General features: G+C 72.9%; 17 protein-coding genes. 7 read left to right on the top strand and 10 right to left on the bottom strand.

Annotation, left to right across the window (positions count from 1 at the left end; genetic code table 11):
• Position 1: 1 nt before the first annotated feature.
• The 4 genes from KG102_RS05635 to KG102_RS05620 all read right to left on the bottom strand — a co-directional run bounded on the left by KG102_RS05635 (position 2) and on the right by KG102_RS05620 (position 4,569).
• Positions 2-907, bottom strand: a complete 906-nt coding sequence (locus tag KG102_RS05635; RefSeq protein WP_372438356.1) for a carbohydrate ABC transporter permease — start codon at positions 905-907, stop codon at positions 2-4.
• A complete protein-coding gene (locus tag KG102_RS05630) occupies positions 904-1,845 on the bottom strand; it encodes a carbohydrate ABC transporter permease (protein ID WP_208289307.1) in 942 nt (313 codons plus the stop codon). Before KG102_RS05630 ends, KG102_RS05635 begins: the two co-directional genes overlap by 4 nt.
• A gap of 136 nt (positions 1,846-1,981) precedes the next feature.
• Positions 1,982-3,307, bottom strand: a complete 1,326-nt coding sequence (locus tag KG102_RS05625) for an extracellular solute-binding protein (protein ID WP_208289308.1) — start codon at positions 3,305-3,307, stop codon at positions 1,982-1,984.
• 86 nt (positions 3,308-3,393) lie between these two features.
• On the bottom strand, positions 3,394-4,569 hold the full coding sequence (locus KG102_RS05620) for an ROK family transcriptional regulator (protein ID WP_208214126.1): 1,176 nt from the start codon (positions 4,567-4,569) through the stop codon (positions 3,394-3,396).
• A gap of 151 nt (positions 4,570-4,720) precedes the next feature.
• Here KG102_RS05620 and KG102_RS05615 point away from each other — a divergent pair, with 151 nt between their 5' ends.
• On the top strand, positions 4,721-5,788 hold the full coding sequence (locus tag KG102_RS05615) for an LLM class flavin-dependent oxidoreductase (protein ID WP_208214128.1): 1,068 nt from the start codon (positions 4,721-4,723) through the stop codon (positions 5,786-5,788).
• Here the strand turns inward: KG102_RS05615 and KG102_RS05610 are convergent.
• Both KG102_RS05610 and KG102_RS05605 read right to left on the bottom strand, forming a co-directional pair.
• Positions 5,764-6,417: a response regulator gene (locus KG102_RS05610; RefSeq protein WP_208289309.1), complete on the bottom strand. Its 654-nt coding sequence runs from the start codon at positions 6,415-6,417 to the stop codon at positions 5,764-5,766. The genes KG102_RS05615 and KG102_RS05610 overlap by 25 nt on opposite strands.
• A complete protein-coding gene (locus KG102_RS05605; RefSeq protein ID WP_249667485.1) occupies positions 6,414-7,556 on the bottom strand; it encodes a sensor histidine kinase in 1,143 nt (380 codons plus the stop codon). Before KG102_RS05605 ends, KG102_RS05610 begins: the two co-directional genes overlap by 4 nt.
• Before the next feature lie 171 nt (positions 7,557-7,727).
• Here KG102_RS05605 and KG102_RS05600 point away from each other — a divergent pair, with 171 nt between their 5' ends.
• On the top strand, positions 7,728-8,441 hold the full coding sequence (locus tag KG102_RS05600; protein WP_208289310.1) for a DUF4386 domain-containing protein: 714 nt from the start codon (positions 7,728-7,730) through the stop codon (positions 8,439-8,441).
• Here KG102_RS05600 and KG102_RS05595 read toward each other — a convergent pair.
• Entirely contained in the window at positions 8,419-9,297 is an 879-nt protein-coding gene (locus tag KG102_RS05595; protein WP_208289311.1) for a PfkB family carbohydrate kinase, read from the bottom strand. The genes KG102_RS05600 and KG102_RS05595 overlap by 23 nt on opposite strands.
• A complete protein-coding gene (locus KG102_RS05590; RefSeq protein ID WP_208289312.1) occupies positions 9,294-9,614 on the bottom strand; it encodes a hypothetical protein in 321 nt (106 codons plus the stop codon). Before KG102_RS05590 ends, KG102_RS05595 begins: the two co-directional genes overlap by 4 nt.
• A gap of 62 nt (positions 9,615-9,676) precedes the next feature.
• On the opposite strand from KG102_RS05590, the gene pgi reads away from it, so the two are divergent.
• Entirely contained in the window at positions 9,677-11,347 is a 1,671-nt protein-coding gene (gene pgi / locus KG102_RS05585) for a glucose-6-phosphate isomerase (RefSeq protein ID WP_208289313.1), read from the top strand.
• A 190-nt stretch (positions 11,348-11,537) separates the two neighbouring features.
• On the top strand, positions 11,538-11,906 hold the full coding sequence (locus tag KG102_RS05580) for an RNA-binding S4 domain-containing protein (RefSeq protein WP_208289314.1): 369 nt from the start codon (positions 11,538-11,540) through the stop codon (positions 11,904-11,906).
• A 169-nt stretch (positions 11,907-12,075) separates the two neighbouring features.
• Here KG102_RS05580 and KG102_RS05575 read toward each other — a convergent pair whose 3' ends face one another.
• Positions 12,076-12,969 carry a DUF72 domain-containing protein gene (locus KG102_RS05575; RefSeq protein WP_208214142.1) on the bottom strand — a complete coding sequence of 298 codons (894 nt, stop codon included), beginning with the start codon at positions 12,967-12,969 and terminating at the stop codon, positions 12,076-12,078.
• A gap of 88 nt (positions 12,970-13,057) precedes the next feature.
• Here KG102_RS05575 and KG102_RS05570 point away from each other — a divergent pair, with 88 nt between their 5' ends.
• From KG102_RS05570 to KG102_RS05560, 3 genes are all read left to right on the top strand, one after another.
• Entirely contained in the window at positions 13,058-13,990 is a 933-nt protein-coding gene (locus tag KG102_RS05570) for a DNA-3-methyladenine glycosylase family protein (protein ID WP_249667484.1), read from the top strand.
• Between the two features lie 191 nt (positions 13,991-14,181).
• Positions 14,182-15,669 carry an MDR family MFS transporter gene (locus KG102_RS05565; protein ID WP_249667483.1) on the top strand — a complete coding sequence of 496 codons (1,488 nt, stop codon included), beginning with the start codon at positions 14,182-14,184 and terminating at the stop codon, positions 15,667-15,669.
• A 60-nt stretch (positions 15,670-15,729) separates the two neighbouring features.
• On the top strand, positions 15,730-15,960 hold the full coding sequence (locus tag KG102_RS05560; protein ID WP_208214144.1) for a hypothetical protein: 231 nt from the start codon (positions 15,730-15,732) through the stop codon (positions 15,958-15,960).
• 6 nt (positions 15,961-15,966) lie between these two features.
• On the opposite strand, the gene KG102_RS05555 is transcribed toward KG102_RS05560, so the two are convergent.
• Complete coding sequence (locus tag KG102_RS05555; protein ID WP_208289315.1) at positions 15,967-16,533, bottom strand: DnaJ family domain-containing protein; 567 nt, start codon at positions 16,531-16,533, stop codon at positions 15,967-15,969.
• Between the last annotated feature and the right edge of the window lie 39 nt (positions 16,534-16,572).

Genomic DNA, 16,572 nt, shown 5'->3' with positions numbered 1-16,572 from the left:
GTCAGCCCTTCACCGCACCCGCGACGAGCCCGGAGGTCATCTTGTTCTGGACGAACAGGAAGAACACAATCACGGGAATCGCGATGAGCGCGGAACCGGCCATCACGACACCCCAGTCGGTCGCCCGGTTGGACTCCACCAGCCCCTGCAGCCACAGCGGCAGGGTGCGCTGGGCGGGGTCCGTCATCACGACAAGGGCGAGGGTGTACTCGTTCCACGCCTGCAGGAACCCGTAGACGCCGGCCGCGACGAGCCCCGGGGCGAGCAGCGGGAACGTGATGCGGAAGAACGCGGCGGTCCGGGACAGCCCATCGACCATGGCCGCCTCCTCGAGCTCGATCGGCACCCCGGCCACGAACCCGCGCAGCATCCAGATGGTGAAGGGCAGGATCGCCGCGGTGTAGACGAGCGACAGGCCCGCGACCTTGTTCACCAGGCCCCAGCCGTCGAGCATCTGGTACTGGGAGATGAACAGCCCCTCGGCCGGGATCATCTGGACCACGAGGATCGTCAGGATGAAGCCCTTGCGGCCACGGAACCGGAACCGGCTCACCGCGAGCGCGGCCAGGAACGCGAACACCAGCGCGGCGACCAGCACCACGGCGACGACCGCGAGCGACACGCGCATCGAGACCCAGAACGAGGGGTCGTCCACGACGCGCCGGAAGTTGGACAGCGTGCCCTGGACGGGGAAGAAGGTGGGGTCCGGGGTCTGCAGCCTGTTCAGCGGCAGGAACGCGCTGTTGATCATCCAGTAGATCGGGAAGACCCACAGGACCGACATCAGCACGGCGAGGACGCCGAGGGCCCGCCGACCGCCGCGGGACTGGGCCCGACCGGCCTCGGACGACCGTGGTGCGGTGCCGGCCACCGCGGCGACCGGGGCGCGTGTGTCGAGGGCGCTCACAGCTCGTCCTCCTTCAGCATCTGCCGGATGTAGAAGCCGGTGAGGGCGAGCGTGATGACGAGCATGATCGTGGCGAGCGCCCCGGCCACGGAGAACTTGCTGGCGTAGGAGTAGATGAGCGTCCCGAGCAGGTTGGTGTCGCGCGTCGGTGCGCCGGCCCGCTGCAGGACGTAGATCTGCGTGAACACCTTGAAGTCCCAGATCACCTGCAGGAGCAGGACGATCGACAGGACCGGGCGGACCATCGGGATGGTGATGTTCCAGAACCGCTGCCGGGCGGAGGCGCCGTCGAGCTGGGCGGCCTCCATGGTCTCCTCGGGCACCTGGAGCAGGCCGGCGTAGACGGAGAACGCCACGAACGGCACGGACATCCACACGACGATGACCGTCGCGACGAAGTAGAACGACAGCGGCTCGATGATCCACGAGTGGCCCGCCATGTCCTCGAGTCCGAAGACGTTCGACAGGACCCAGTTGACGACGCCGTACTGCGAGTCGAACAGCCACTGCCAGACGGTCATCGACGCGAGCACGGGGGTCCCCCAGGCCAGCAGCAGGGCCACCTGCAGCGTGATGCGCGGGGCACGGCTGATCCGGGACATGAGCACGGCGAACCCGACCCCGATGAGCATCGTCACCGCCGCGTTCACCAGGCAGAAGGCGATCGAGCGCCCGATGACGGCCCACACGTAGGGGTCGGACAGCAGGTCGGTGTAGTTCTTCAGGCCGACCCACTCGGCGGGCTGGCCGAACTGCTGGCGCAGGCCGTAGTCCTGGAACGAGATGACGAACTGGCGCACGAGCGGGTAGCCGAGCGCGACGCCCATCAGGACGGCGGCGGGGACGAGCAGGCCGTAGACGCCGAGCTTGCGGCGGCGGCGGCGCGGGAAGGCGACGGCGACGTCGTCCTGCTGCAGCGCGGGGGCAGTGGCTGCCATGGAGGCTCCTGTGGGGTGGCACGACCCGGCCGGTCCGGTCGTGCCGGGCCCGGTCGTACCCGGATCAGGTGGTTCTGCGATGACCGGATCCCGGCCGGCCGCGGCCCCGCGGGGCGACGGCCGGCCGGGGCCGTGATCAGTTCAGCGCGTCCTCGATGAGCTTGTCCGCCGAGGCGGCTGCCTCCTGGACGTCCGCGCCGGTGGCGAGCTGCTGGAAGAAGTCCTCCAGGATGCGGTCACCCTCGACGGTGGCCCAGTTCTCGGCCGCCGGCGTGAGCTTGGCGTTGAGCGCGGCAGCGACCGCAGCCTGGGCGTACACGTCGTCACCCATGGACGTGGAGTACTGCGTGTTGCCCGGGATCAGGCCGTTCTCGCCGAGCATGTTCTGGAACTCCTCCGTGAACATGATCCGCAGCAGGCTCTTGGCCAGCTCCGGGTGCTGCGACTTCGCCGCGACGGCGATGTTGGAGCCGCCCGCGAACCCCTGGGCGTAGGAGCCCTCCTCGAGGCCCGGCAGCGGGAAGACGCCGGTGTGCTCCTCGTTGCAGGCCTGCTGCTCGCCGCGCAGCGCCTTGGCCTCCTCGGACTCGTCGTCCGGGTCGACCGCCTTGTTGCACTGCGGGAGGTCGATGCTCCACCGGGCCCACGTCGGCGCGGAGAACATCGCCGTCTGACCGGCGTTGAACGGGACCCACGGTTCGTTCGAGTCGCTGTCGGCCGGGGCGTTCGTCGCGTTCTGGAACAGGTCCTGCACCTGCTGCAGGCCCTCGATCGACTCGGGCGTGGAGAGGCCACCCTTCCAGGCGTCGCCGTCCGCCACCGCGAGCTCGCCGCCGTTGGTGTAGATCCACGCGGCGCCGTTGTACCAGTCCTGGCCGGGGAACCAGAACCCGGACTGCGTCTCGGACTGCAGCTTCTTGGCCACCTCGGTGAACTCGGCCAGCGTGGTGGGGACCTCGACCCCCGCCGCGGCGAACGCGTCCTTGTTGTAGAACACCGCGCGCGCACCGGAGTAGTAGGGAGCGGCGTAGAAGGCGCCGTCCGCGCTCCCGGCGTCGACGAAGCCGGGCAGCAGGTCGTCGCCGCCGAGCTCCTCGTACAGGTCCGTGATGTCGGCGAAGGCACCGGCGTACGTGAACGTCGGCGACTGCGTGTTGCCGATCTCCACGACGTCGGGCGTCTGCTCCGCCGAGCCGAGCGCGGTCTGGAGACGCGGCACGAGGCCGTTCCAGTCCTGCTCCTCGATGACGAGCTTGGACCCGGGGTTCTCCGACTCGAACGTCGTGGTGAGGTACTCACGCAGCGCGTCGGGGGTGTCCGTGCCGTTGAGCCACAGCGTGATGGTGGCGGCCTCGGGGGTGCCGTCACCGGTGGGCGTGTCAGCGGCGTCGTCGCCGTTGCTGCACGCCGTGAGCGCGAGCGCGGCCACCGCGCCGACGGCCGCGAAACGTAGGATCTTCACGTTGGGGTTCCTCCCGTGAGCGAGGCGCGCGCCGGACGGCGCCGCCGGGTGGTTCTTCTGACCTGCAGTGGGCCGGCTGGGGGTCGTCACGAGACCCCCAGCTGGCCCGACAGGACCAGGACTGCCGCGCCAGCGAGAGCCCCGTCCTCGTCGAGGGATCCCATCCGCAGGGCCAGCCCGTGCCCGATGACGGGCATCGTGCGTGCGCGGACGGTGGCGAGCGCTGCCTCACGCAGGGGGCCGTCCAGCAGCTCCGGGGGGCCGGAGAGCAGGACCTCCGCGAGGTCGAGCGCACTGACGACGGGCGCCAGGGCGATACCCAGCAACCGTCCGACCGACGCCAGTGCGGCGTCGGACTCTTCGCGGGACAGACCGGCGGTCCGGCGGCGCAGGGCCGGGACGCTGAGCACGGTCTCGAGGCACCCCGAGCGCCCGCAGGCGCAGTCCAGCGGCGGCTCGTCGCGCACGTCGCCGTCGACGACGGTGACGTGGCCGATCTCGCCCGCCGCGTGATGACGGCCGAGCACCAGGGCTCCGTCGACGACGATCCCCGCGCCGACGCCCTCCCCGATCGTCAGCACCATGCAGCCCGAGCCGGCGGCGGAGCCGTAGGTGAACTCCCCGAGCGCGCGGGTGTTGGCGTCGTTCGCGACGTGCACCGGCACGCCGAGGCTCTCGGTGAGGTCGGCCGCCAGGGGCAGGTCGTACCAGCCCCGGTTCGGCGCCTGCACGACGGTGCCCTCGAGGTCGATGACTCCCGGGGACGCGATGCCCACGCCGATCACGGGTCGGGTCGCGACGGCCAGCAGCTCGCGGCACAGGCTCTCGAGCAGCTCGGCCGCGGCGTCTCCGGTGCGCCCGTCCAGCGCCACCGAGCGCCGCTCGAGGACCGCGCCGACGAGGGTCATCACCGCTCCCCGCAGGTGCGTGTCGTCCGTGAGGTCCACCGCGACGATCTGGAACGCCTCGGTCCGCATCCCGACGAGCGTGGCGGGCTTGCCGACCTTGCCCTCGACGCGGACCCCCAGCTCCTCGACGAGGCCCTCGGCGATCAGCGCGGCCACCATCCCCGAGACGGTGACCCGCGTCAGCCCCGTGCTGCGCGCGATGTCGGCGCGGGAGGCGGGTCCGACGTGGAACAGGTGGGCCAGGACGAGCGAGCGGTTGTGCGCACGCGCGTGCTCGGGCAGCACCTTCCCGGTCGGGCGCAGGGCCCGACCGACCCCGTGTGCTGCAGCGAGCGGCTGCGTGGTCGTCGTCACGTTTGTTAGTAGACCTTCCTTACAAATCACGTGTCAACACGCTGCTGTGACCGTGACCACATCGTGACCGGCCGTTCACCTGACCGACTCATGGGACGACGCAGGCACGAACACGCGGGTGAGCGGCGGTCGTCGTAGCGTTCGGACTGTGATGGAACTCGGCCTGTACACCTTCGGCGACATCCACCCCGACCCCATCTCCGGGGCGCAGGTCTCCCCCGGCCAGCGCCTCCGCGAGGTGCTCGAACGCATCCGGCTGGCCGAGGAGGTGGGCCTCGACTACGTCGGCATCGGCGAGCACCACCGTCCGGAGTACGCGATCTCGTCGCCGTCGACGGTGATCGCCGCAGCGCTGGCGCAGACCTCCCGGATCACGGTCGGGAGCGCCGTCACCGTGCTGTCGACGGAGGACCCGGTGCGGGTCTACCAGCAGTTCACCACCATGGACCTGCTGTCCGAGGGGCGCGTGGAGCTGCTCGCGGGGCGCGGCTCGTTCATCGAGTCCTATCCCCTGTTCGGCGCGTCGCTGGACGACTACGACGCGCTGTACGACGAGAAGATCCAGCTGCTCCTGCAGCTCGACGCCCACGAGCGGACCACCTGGCGGGGACGGTTCCGGCCGCCGCTCGACGACGCGCTGGTCCTGCCCCGCCCCTACGACCACCCCGGCCGCGGGCCGCACCTGCAGATCGCCGTGGCCACCGGGGGCAACCCGGAGTCGTCGGTGCGCGCCGGCATGCTCGGCCTGCCGATCAGCTACGCGATCATCGGCGGTCAGCCGGCCCAGTTCGCGCCCCTCGTGGACCTCTACCGGCGCACGCACGCGGAGTCCGGGCACCCCCGGTCGTCCCGGTTCGTGTCCGTCGCAGGGATGGGCTTCCTCGCCGACGACGGCGCGGCGGCGCGCGACTACTTCTACCCGTACTGGTTGGAGTCCATGCGTCGGATCTCGTCGGAACGCGGCTTCCCCATGCCCAACCGGATCTCCTACGAGTCGCAGGCAGCGCGCGGCGGCGCCTACTTCATCGGCGAGCCCGAGCAGATCGCCGAGCGGATCGTCGCGCTGCACGGCGTGCTGCACCACGACCGGCAGGCGTTCCAGATGGACCTGTCCGGCGTGCCGCAACGGGAGTCGCTGCGCTCGATCGAGCTGCTCGGCACGCAGGTCGCCCCGCTCGTCCGCGAGGCACTCGGTCAGTCCACGCGACCCGACTCGTAGGCCCACATCGCCAGCTCCACCCGGTTCCGCACGGCCAGCTTGTCCATGAGGCTGCCCAGATGGGTCTTCACGGTGCTGAGGCTGACGTAGAGCTCGTCGGCGATCTCGGCGTTGGTGCGACCACGGGCCACCGTGACGAGGACCTGCTCCTCCCGGGCGGTCAACGGCACCACGGGCTGTGCGGCCCGCGTGTGCCTGCCGGTCGCGGCGAACGCGGCGAGCAGCCGCACCGTGACGTTCGGCGCGATGAGCGCGTCGCCGGCCGCGGCGGCGTGCACCGCCTGGACCAGCAGCTCCGGACCGGCGTCCTTGAGCAGGAACCCCCGGGCGCCCGCACGCAACGCGCCGTGCACGTACTCGTCGAGGTCGAACGTCGTGATCACCACCACGGCCAGCGGGTCCGCGACGTCGGGGCCGGCGAGCCGGCGCGTCACCTCGATGCCGTCCAGGCCGGGCATGCGGATGTCGACGAGGCACACGTCGGGACGCAGCTCGCGGGCCTTCGACACCGCCTGGTTCCCGTCCGCGGCCTCGCCGACCACCGTGATCCCGGGCTGGGCGTCGAGAATCATCACCAGGCCGGTGCGGACCAGCTCCTGGTCGTCGGCGACGAGCACCCGGATGCTCACGCGACCGCCCCCGTCCTCGGCAGCACCGCAGCCACCGTCCAGCCCCGCTCCTCGCCCGGACCGGCGTCGAGCGTCCCGCCCAGGAGCGTGACGCGCTCGCTCATGCCGACCAGCCCGTACCCGGCGCCGCTCCGGCCGTGCAGGTCCCCGTCGTCCACCACGGTCAGGCGGACGCAGTCGTCGGCGCCGGCGACCAGCACACCGACCCGTGAGGCGTGCCGCGCGTGCCGGACCGCGTTGGTGACCGCCTCCTGGGCCAGGCGGTAGAGGGCCGCACCGACGGCCGGCCGCAGGTCGTCCAGGTCCCCGGTGAGCTCGACCTCGACGCGCGGCGACCCGCTGACGGCGTGGGCCAGCAGCTCGATGTCCGCGACGCCCCGCGGCGGCGCGAGCGCGGCGGCGCCGTCCTCGCGCAGGGCGCCGACCATGAGGCGCATCTCCGTGAGCGCGCGGGACGCCTCGCCCTCGATGACGCGCAGCGCATCGACCGCCGCGGCGGGGTCCGACGCCGCCACGACCCGCCCCGCCTGCGCACGCACCGCGATCGCGGACACGTGGTGCGCGACCGTGTCGTGCAGCTCCCGCGCCAGCTGCTCCCGCTCGCGCAGCCGGACCTCGTCGCGCCCACGCGACCGGGAGGCGGCGGCGAACCGGACCCCCGCCCCGACCGCCGCAGGCACCAGCACCACGCAGGCCTCGAGCACCGCGTCGGCGACGTTCGTCCAGTCGCCCGCGATCCCCAGCGCCGACGCCAGCGCCACGGCCGCCAGCCCCAGCACCACCTCCCTGCCGCTGCCCCAGCGGCACAGCGCGTACGGCAGCAGCACGACGCAGGCCGTCGTCCACAGCCCCAGGTCCCCCACCCCGGCGAACAGGGCGGCGAGGTTCACCGCTGCCAGCGCGCCGGACACAGCGAGCACCGCGCCCAGCGGGTGGGTCCGCCGCCACAGGAGGGCCAGCACGACCCCCAGGGCCAGCACGAACGCCACCGGACGCCACGTGACGTCCGGACGCAGGACCACCTCGAGCACCGCGGCGACCGCGAGCAGGGCGACCAGCACCCAGTCGCGACGCAGCCGCGCAGGGGCACGGGCAGGTCGAGGGGCCGTCCACAGCGGACGGAGGACGTCGGGGATCACGCGTCGCAGCCTAGGGACGTCCAGCGGGCGGCGACTCGGCCGAACGGTCGAGTCGCCTCGCCCGTCCGGTCGGTGCAGCTCGGGCCCCCGGGCCGAGGGCAGGCGGGCCGGGGCTCGCGACGATCGACCCGACACGGACCAGCCGCGTCCCGATCCCCCAGGAGCGCCACGATGCTCACGCACAGGACGACGGCCCGGACCGTCGGCACACTCTTCATCGTCGCCGCGGTCACCGCGGTGATCGGGCTGCTGGCCTACGCGCCCGTGCTCGACGACCCCGACTACGTCCTCGGCGCAACCACGCACCGCACCCAGGTGGCCGCCGGCGCCCTGCTCGAGCTGGTCTGCGCGCTGTCGCTGATCGGGATCGCGGTGCTCATGTTCCCGATCGTGCGGCGCCGCAGCGAGAGCGCCGCGCTCGGCTACGCCGCGTTCCGGCTGCTCGAGTCGGCCGTCATCGTCGTCGGCATCATCAGCGTGCTGGCGATCGTCACGCTGAACGAGAGCGTGGGGGCGGACCAGTCCCACCTCACCGCGAGCGCGCTCCTGGTGGCGGTGCACGACTGGACCTTCCTGTTCGGGCCGAACTTCGCCCTCGCGCCGAGCACGTTCCTGATGGGCTGGTTCCTCTACCGGACCCGGCTGGTCCCGCGCGCGATCGCCGTGCTGGGCCTCGTGGCGGCACCGCTGCTCTTCGCGTCCGCCGCACTCGTGCTGTTCGGGGTCTACGACCAGGTCTCCGTGTGGGGCGGGCTCACCGCGCTGCCGGTGTTCGCCTACGAGATGTCTCTGGCCGTGTGGCTGCTGGTCAAGGGCTTCCAGCCGGTGGCGACGGCCCGCCTGCTCGACACCCCTGCCCCGGTCACGCCCGTCCTGGTCCGCTGACCCAGCCGAGCGCGCCGGGGTACCGCACGGACTCGCTCGCCCGGACCACGCCCTCGTGCAGTGCCGCGAGGATGTCGTGGCCCGCGGCGAGCGCCGCGGCGGTGGCGCCGTGCAGGACGTCACCCGCGCCGAGCGTGTCCACGACGTCACCGGCCGGGACCGTCGGCGGATGCAGGACGTCCGACGTCCGGGTGCCGCCGGGTGCGACTCGCAGCACCCGGACCGGGTCACCGCCCGCGGACTGCGCCACCAGGGTCGGGCCGCGGTCCAGCAACGCGTCCACGGGCGCGTCGTCCGGCAGGCGGAAGTCGGCGGACACCACCGCGTGGTCGACGTGCGCGAGCAGGTCGTCCAGGCCCGGCTTCCAGCTCCCGCCGTCCAGCAGCACCGGGACGCCCCGTGCCGAGGCGGCCCGCGCGAGGACCTGCGCAGCGCCGAGGTGGTGGCCGTCGACGAGCAGCGCCGTCGCGTCCCGGAGGACGTCCACGTCGGGGGCCGGGAGGTCCCCTGCGCCGGTCGCGTTGACGGACACGACCGCCCGCTCGCCGGTGCTGCGCGTCACCAGGACGGTCGACACGGCCGGCGCTCCCGGACCCGCCAGGAGATCGACCACCTCCACCCCCGCGGCGACCAGCCCGGCGCGGACGAGCTCGGCGACCGGCCCCGCGCCGAGCGCCGTCACCAGCACGGTGCGGACGCCGAGCGCGGCCGCCGTCGCCGCCGCGTTGGCCGCGGGACCGCCGAACGTGACGTCGAGGCTGCGGGCGACCACCTTCTCGTCGGGACCCGGCAGGCGGTCGACCACCTGCACGACGTCCAGCGTCGCGAGGCCGCAGCAGACCAGGAGCGGGGTCACGCGACGCGCGCGGGCCGCGCGGAGCGGCGGTCCACCAGGGCGTACGTCACGGCACCGAGCACGAGCGCCGCGACGAGCACCGCGGGCCACGGGCCCAGCGGGTCCGCGAGGAGGTGCGAGCCGGCGAAGCACACCGCGCCGACCACGACGACGGCCGCGATCCGCCACCAGCCGGCCGCCCGGGCGCGGACCGCGCACCACACGACCCCCGCCACGAGCACGACCCCGCCCAGCGCGCGGACGTCGGTCAGCTGGGCGACGGTGAACGCGACCACGAGCGTGACGGCGGCGACGACTGCGGTGGGGACGCGGGACATGTCCGCCACCCTAGGACGAACGTGCGGTGCGACGGATCGCGCAGGCGCAATACGGTGGTGGCATGCCCACCTCGCCGATCGACGCCACGACCACCGCCGCCTGGCAGGAGCTCAGCGTCCACGAGTCCACGCTGACGCCCGACCTGCGCGGCTGGTTCGCCGCGGACCCGGAGCGCGCCACGCGCCACACCCTCCCGCTCGCCGACCTCACGGTCGACCTGTCCAAGAACCTGGTCAACGACGAGACGCTCGCCCTGCTCGTGCGCCTCGCCGACGAGGTGGGTCTGGCGGAGCGACTGCAGGCGCAGCTGCGCGGCGACCACATCAACGTGACCGAGGACCGGGCCGTCCTGCACACCGCGCTGCGGCGCCCGCCGGGCGCGCAGCCGCCGCTGGTCGTCGACGGGCAGGACGTCGACGACGACGTGCAGGCCGAGCTGACCAAGATGTTCGCGTTCGCGGACAAGGTCCGCTCGGGCGAGTGGACCGGCGTGACCGGTTCCCGGGTCGCGACCGTCGTGAACATCGGCATCGGCGGCTCCGACCTCGGTCCGGTCATGGCCTACGAGGCGCTCAAGCCGTACGTGCAGGACGGCATCGAGGTGCGGTTCGTCTCCAACATCGACCCCAGCGACCTGGCCGACACGGTCAGGGGGCTCGACCCCGAGACCACGCTGTTCATCGTCGCGTCCAAGACGTTCGGCACGCTGGAGACGCTGACCAACGCGCGCCTGGCCCGCACCTGGCTCTGGGAGCAGCTGGGGACGGCCGACGACGACGAGTCGCGCAACGCCGCCGTGGCCAAGCACTTCGTCGCCGTCTCGACCGCACTGGACAAGGTCGCCGCGTTCGGGATCGACCCCGCCAACGCGTTCGGCTTCTGGGACTGGGTCGGCGGACGCTACTCGGTGGACTCGACCATCGGCACGTCGCTGGCCATAGCGGTCGGGCCCGACGCGTTCCGGGAGTTCCTGGCCGGCTTCCACGCCGTCGACGAGCACGTGGCGACGACGCCGTTCGCGCAGAACGTGCCGGTCCTGATGGGGCTGCTGAACGTCTGGTACGTCAACTTCCTCGGCGCGCACACCCACGCGGTGCTCCCCTACGCCCAGCATCTGCACCGGTTCGCCGCGTACCTGCAGCAGCTCACCATGGAGTCCAACGGCAAGTCGGTCCGCTGGGACGGCTCCCCCGTCACCACGCAGACCGGTGAGGTGTTCTGGGGCGAGCCCGGCACCAACGGCCAGCACGCGTTCTACCAGCTCATCCACCAGGGCACGCGCCTGATTCCCGCCGACTTCATCGCGGTCGCCAACCCGGCGCACCCGCTGGCCGACGACGGCGTCGACGTGCACGGGCTGTTCCTGGCCAACTTCTTCGCGCAGACCAAGGCGCTCGCGTTCGGCAAGACCGCCGAGGAGGTCCGCGCCGACGGCGTCGCCGAGGACATCGTGCCCGCGCGCGTGTTCTCCGGGAACCGGCCGACGACGTCGATCCTCGCCCCAGCCCTCACCCCGAGCGTCCTCGGCCAGCTCATCGCGCTGTACGAGCACATCACGTTCGTGCAGGGCATCGTCTGGGGCATCGACTCGTTCGACCAGTGGGGCGTGGAGCTGGGCAAGAAGCTCGCGCTCGAGATCGCCCCCGCGGTGCAGGGCGACACGGCGGCACTCGAGGCCCAGGACCCGTCCACGCGCGCGCTGATCAGCCGCTACCTCGAGCTGCGCGCCTGATCTGGTCCGCACGACGAGAAGACTTCGTCGCACCCGGCGCGACGAGGTCTTCTCGTTGTCGGGCTCAAGTGGTGAGCCGGCCGACCGCTCCACCACCACGCCCTGGCTCGGCTCGCCGCGCTACCGCCCGACGAGCGCCTGCAGCCCCTCGGCCCGCAGGCCGCCGTCGTGCGCGTGAGAGGCTCGTGGGATGGGTGAGGTGACGCGGGCGCGCGTGGATGCGTGGACGTGGGCGGTGCGGCTGTTCCCCACGCGGTCCGCCGCCGCGGCCGCCTGCCGTGCCGGGCACGTGCGGGTCAACGGCGACCGCGCCAAGCCCGCGACGATGGTGGTCCCCGGCGACGAGGTGCACGTCCGCGGCGGCGAGCGCGAGCGGATCGTCGTCGTGCAGCGGGCCGTCGTCAAGCGCGTCGGCGCCCCGGTGGCGGTGGCCTGCTACCTCGACCGCTCCCCCGCGCCGCTGCCCAAGGAGCACGTGGTCGCGGGCGAGCGCGACCGCGGCGCCGGGCGGCCCACCAAGCGCGACCGCCGACTGATCCAGCGCCTCCGCGGCCACTGACCCACGGCGGGCCGGCCACAACCGTCCCGCCGCCGCGCCACCGACGCCCGACAATCCCCGCACGCCGCACGCCGCCCGACGCCCGACGCCCGACGAGATCGTGCCTTGGTCACGAGATCGTCAGTTCGCACCCACGATCTCGCGCCGGACCCACGATCTCGCGCCGAGCTCACGCCCTCACGGAGGACAGCCCGGCGGGCTCGAGGCCCAGTCGGCCGGCGAGGGCCATCGCGTCGTACGGGGCGCGGACCTTGATGTCGTTGTCGAAGTACACGAACACGTCGCGCTCCGCGACGGTCTCCGCCGGACCGGCGAGCGTGCGGGCACCCGGCGCCTGGCCGCCGGACGCCCACGCGCGGACCTTGTCGGCCCACCGGTCGAGCGCGTCGTCGTCGTAGCCGCTGGCGTACAGCTCGGTCTCACCGTGCAGCCGCACGTAGACGAGGTCGGCGGTGACGTCCTCGATCACGGGCCACCGGCCGGCCGCGTCCGCGACGACGACCCCGATCCCGTGCGCCCGCAGCAGCTCGACGAACGCGGGATCCTCGAAGCTGCGGTGCCTGACCTCGAGCACGTGGCGCAGCGGGCGGTCGGCGTCGGTCGTGGTCCATGCCCGGTCGTCGAGCCGTTCGTCGTGCTCGGTGGCCAACGCCGCGGCGGCGGACGTCGTGCGCGGCAGCAGGTCGAAGAACGCGGCCAGGCGGTCGGGGTGGAACCCGAGGTTGGGGGGCAGCTGCCACAGGACGGGTCCGAGCTTGGGCCCGAGCGCGAGGACCCCGCTGGCGAAGAAGTTCGCGACGGGCACCCGCACGTCCGCCAGCTTCTTCATGTGCGTCACGAAGCGGGGGCCCTTGACGGAGAACAGGAAGTCGTCGGGCGTCTGCGCGACCCACGCCTGGTAGCTCTCCGGCCGCTGCAGCGAGTAGAACGACCCGTTGATCTCGATCGACGTGAGCCGGTGGGAGGCGTACTCCAGCTCGCGGCGCTGGGGCAGCCCGACCGGGTAGAAGACCTTGCGCCACGGTGCGTAGCGCCAGCCCGAGATGCCCGTACGGATCGTCATGACGCCCAGTGTGTCGGCAGCGGAGCGGGGCTGCGCGCGAGCAGGGCGGCGGCGCGAGGAGTCGGTGGCGCGGCGCATAGTGGTGGGTGTGAGCACCGTCCCGATCGAGCAGGCGTGCGTCACGTCCGTCTACCGGCCGCGGGAGCCCGTCGCCGTGCGCCTGACCCTGGCTGCGCTCCGACGCGGCGCGGGCGACCCCGCCTGGTGGTTCGCCCCGGACGGGTCGGTGTGGCAGGCGACCGGCACCGCCGACGGCCCCGCCACCCGCCACCTCCTCGTGCGCCGGGACGGCATCCACGTGACCGCCTGGGGGCCCGGTGCCGAACGTGCGGTGGCGGGCGTCCCCGACCTGCTGGGGGCTCGCGACGACCCCACCGGATTCGACCCGACCCTGCACCCGGTGGTCCGCGAGGCGTACCGCGGCCGGGCGGCGATGCGCATCCCGCGGTCGGGCAACGTGCTCGAGGCACTCGTTCCCGCGGTGCTCGAGCAGCGCGTCGTCGGCCTCGACGCCAAGGCGTCGTGGCGGCGGCTGCTGCAGCAGCACGGCACGCCGGCGCCCGGTCCGGCCCCACGCTCGCTCCGGGTCCCGCCGACCGCCGCGGCGTGGCGGGCGGTCCCGGTCTGGGACTGGCGGCGGGCCGGCGTCGAGGAGGCCAGGGCGGGGACGGTGCTGCGGGCCGCGGAGGTCGCGCACCGCCTGCAGGAGGGCGTGAACCTGCCGCTCGAGGAGGCGCGCCGACGGCTGCTCACCGTGCACGGCATCGGGCCGTGGACCGTCGCGGAGGTCGCCTCCCGCGCGCTGGGCGACGCCGATGCCGTCTCGATCGGTGACTACCACCTGTCGGACCTGGTCGGCTGGGCGCTGACCGGTGACCGCACGGACGACGCCGGGATGCTGCGCCTGCTGGCGCCCTGGGCGGGTCATCGCCAGCGCGTGATCCGGCTCCTCGAGCTCACCCAGGCCGCGCGCGCCCCCAAGTTCGGACCGCGCGCCCCTCGGGCCCGCCCGCTGCACTGACGCGAGCTCCTCGGCGCGACGTGTCGAATCGTCGCGTTCCCGTTCGTCCACCTGGTGACGGGCGGTTGTTGTCTTCCGACAGCGAATTGCGTCGACTCGTCCGGTTCGTGCCGCACAGACTGGGCCAACCGTCCGCGCCGCGCCACCCCCGCCGCGCACCACGCCCACTCCTGCGCAGACCGAGGTGACCTGTGACCGACGAGACCCTGACCACCACGCCGCCCGACCCGGCGACCGGCACCGCGGTGCGGGACCGCCTGGCGGTCCGGCTGCTGCTGATCTCGACGTTCGTGGTCATCCTCAACGAGACGATCATGGGCGTCGCCCTGCCGCGCCTGATGACCGACCTCGACATCCCGGCGAGCACCGCCCAGTGGGTGACCACGGCGTTCATGCTCACGATGGCGGTCGTCATCCCGGTGACCGGGTTCGCCATCCAGCGGTTCACCACCCGCGCGACGTTCCTCGCGGCCATGGTGCTGTTCAGCCTGGGCACGGCAATCTGCGCCCTGGCGCCCGGGTTCGACCTGCTCATCACGGGCCGCGTCGTCCAGGCGTGCGGCACGGCGATCATGCTGCCGCTGCTCATGACCACCGTCATGACGGTCACGCCGCCCGAGAGCCGCGGACGCACGATGGGCAACATCTCGATCGTCATCTCGGTGGCCCCGGCCATCGGCCCCACCGTCTCGGGGCTCATCCTCAGCGTGCTCGACTGGCGGTGGCTGTTCGCGCTCGTCCTGCCCATCGCGCTGGGCGCGCTGGCGCTCGGCGCCATCCGGCTGCCCAACCTGACCGAGACCCGCCGCGCCCGTGTCGACGTCCCGTCGGTGATCCTCTCCGCAGTCGCGTTCGGCGGGCTCGTGTACGGCCTCAGCGGGCTCGGCGAGGCGGCGACGACCGGGCTCTCCACCGTGACCTGGGCGTCGCTCGGGGCCGGAGCGGTGTCCCTCGTCGTCTTCGTCCTGCGCCAGGTCCGGCTGCAGCGGGTCGACGACGCGCTGCTCGACCTGCGGACGTTCTCGTCGTCCAACTTCGCCATCTCGGTCGTCGTCATGGCCATCAGCATGATGTCGCTGTTCGGGACGCTGATCCTGCTGCCGCTGTACGCGCAGCGGGTGCTCGAGCTCGAGGCGCTGCAGACCGGGCTCCTGCTCCTGCCCGGCGGCCTGCTCATGGGGCTGCTGGCACCCAGCGTGGGCCGCGCGTACGACCGGGTGGGCCCGCGGCCGCTGCTGGTGCCGGGCACGATCGTCGTCAGCGCGGCCGGATGGGGCTTCACCCTGCTGACCGCCACGAGCTCCCCGTGGGTCATGCTGGCCTGCCACGTGACCCTCAGCGCGGGTCTGGCGCTGATCTTCACGCCCCTGTTCACCTCGGCCCTGGGCTCGCTGCCGATGCGCCTGTACTCGCACGGCAGCGCGATGGTCGGCACCGTGCAGCAGGTGGCCGGTGCGGCCGGGACGGCACTGTTCGTCACCGTCCTGACGGCGCAGAGCGCGACGCTCGCGGCCGACGGCGCGGGCGTGGTCGGCTCGACTGCGGGCGGTATCCACGCGGCGTTCCTGGTGGGTGCCGGGATCTCGCTGATCGCGATCCCCGCGGCGTTCTTCGTGCGGGCGGCCCCGACGTCGCACGGGGCACCGGTCGACGAGTCGGCGGCGGCCCTGACGCACTGACTACCCTGGTACCCCCGGTGGAACCCACGCCGGGGGTACCAGCACTCCAGGAGGACGACCATGACGTACCCGGTGATCGAACCCCGCGAGGACGACGGGTCGGCCACGCCCGGACGCTTCCTGAGCGTCGTCTTCCCCGCCCTGCTGTTCGTGCTCGGCTTCGCCCTGTTCGCGATCTCCTTCAACGTGGGCGACTGGGGCGCGTGGACGTTCGCCGGCGGCATCGTGGCGGTCTCGCTGGCCTTCGCGATCCCGACGACGATCGTCCCGGCGCTCGAGAACCGCGCCTGACCTCGCTCAGCCGGAACGGCCTCGGCGGCGCCACCCGTGGCGCCGCCGGGGCGGCTCGGCCGCCGGTGCCGGCGGTCCGGGTGGCGGCAGGCGCCGGGCCGACCACTCGTGGACCTCGTGCTCGACGTCGCGCAGCGGCGTGACCACCGGCGGACCGCCCAGCAGCTGACGGCGTGCCGAGACGACCCGCGCGTTGAACTCCTCGACCGCGTCGCGCACCTGCTGCTCGGTGCGGAGCGCGTCCAGCCGGTCGGCGAGCACCGCGTCGTCCTTGCGCAGCTGGATCGCCTCCGGCAGGACGCCCGAGATCTGCTCGCGCTCGATGAGCGCCTTGAGCCACCAGTCCGGGTCGTGGGCCGTGATGCCGGGGATCGGCTTGCCGGCCAGGGCCAGGTTGTCGAACTCGCCCCGCGCGACGGCCTGGTCGACGAGCACGTCGACCCACAGGTGCCGGTTCTCCATCCGGCCCGGCGGGGCGGCGTCCTCGCCCTGCTCGCTCGGTTCCTGCCCAGTTGGGGAGTCGCGCCGCACGCGGTACCGGGCAGCGTCGCGTACCGGGTCGTGCTCGGCCATCGTCACCTCCGTGGGTCGCCGTTCCCACGCTACGGCTCC

The organism is Cellulomonas fengjieae, from assembly GCF_018388465.1.
Lineage (GTDB): Bacteria > Actinomycetota > Actinomycetes > Actinomycetales > Cellulomonadaceae > Cellulomonas > Cellulomonas fengjieae.
The sequence above is the reverse complement of the archived record's forward strand: the minus strand, read 5'-3'. Positions and strand labels throughout refer to the sequence as shown.

Bases quoted from the DNA above. Each gene is read 5' to 3' on its own strand.
- KG102_RS05630 (WP_208289307.1), bottom strand. From the start codon at position 1,845: ATGGCAGCCACTGCCCCCGCGCTGCAGCAGGACGACGTCGCCGTCGCC.
- KG102_RS05615 (WP_208214128.1), top strand. From the start codon at position 4,721: ATGGAACTCGGCCTGTACACCTTCGGCGACATCCACCCCGACCCCATC.
- KG102_RS05600 (WP_208289310.1), top strand. From the start codon at position 7,728: ATGCTCACGCACAGGACGACGGCCCGGACCGTCGGCACACTCTTCATC.
- KG102_RS05590 (WP_208289312.1), bottom strand. From the start codon at position 9,614: ATGTCCCGCGTCCCCACCGCAGTCGTCGCCGCCGTCACGCTCGTGGTC.
- pgi (WP_208289313.1), top strand. From the start codon at position 9,677: ATGCCCACCTCGCCGATCGACGCCACGACCACCGCCGCCTGGCAGGAG.
- KG102_RS05580 (WP_208289314.1), top strand. From the start codon at position 11,538: ATGGGTGAGGTGACGCGGGCGCGCGTGGATGCGTGGACGTGGGCGGTG.
- KG102_RS05575 (WP_208214142.1), bottom strand. From the start codon at position 12,969: ATGACGATCCGTACGGGCATCTCGGGCTGGCGCTACGCACCGTGGCGC.
- KG102_RS05560 (WP_208214144.1), top strand. From the start codon at position 15,730: ATGACGTACCCGGTGATCGAACCCCGCGAGGACGACGGGTCGGCCACG.
- KG102_RS05555 (WP_208289315.1), bottom strand. From the start codon at position 16,533: ATGGCCGAGCACGACCCGGTACGCGACGCTGCCCGGTACCGCGTGCGG.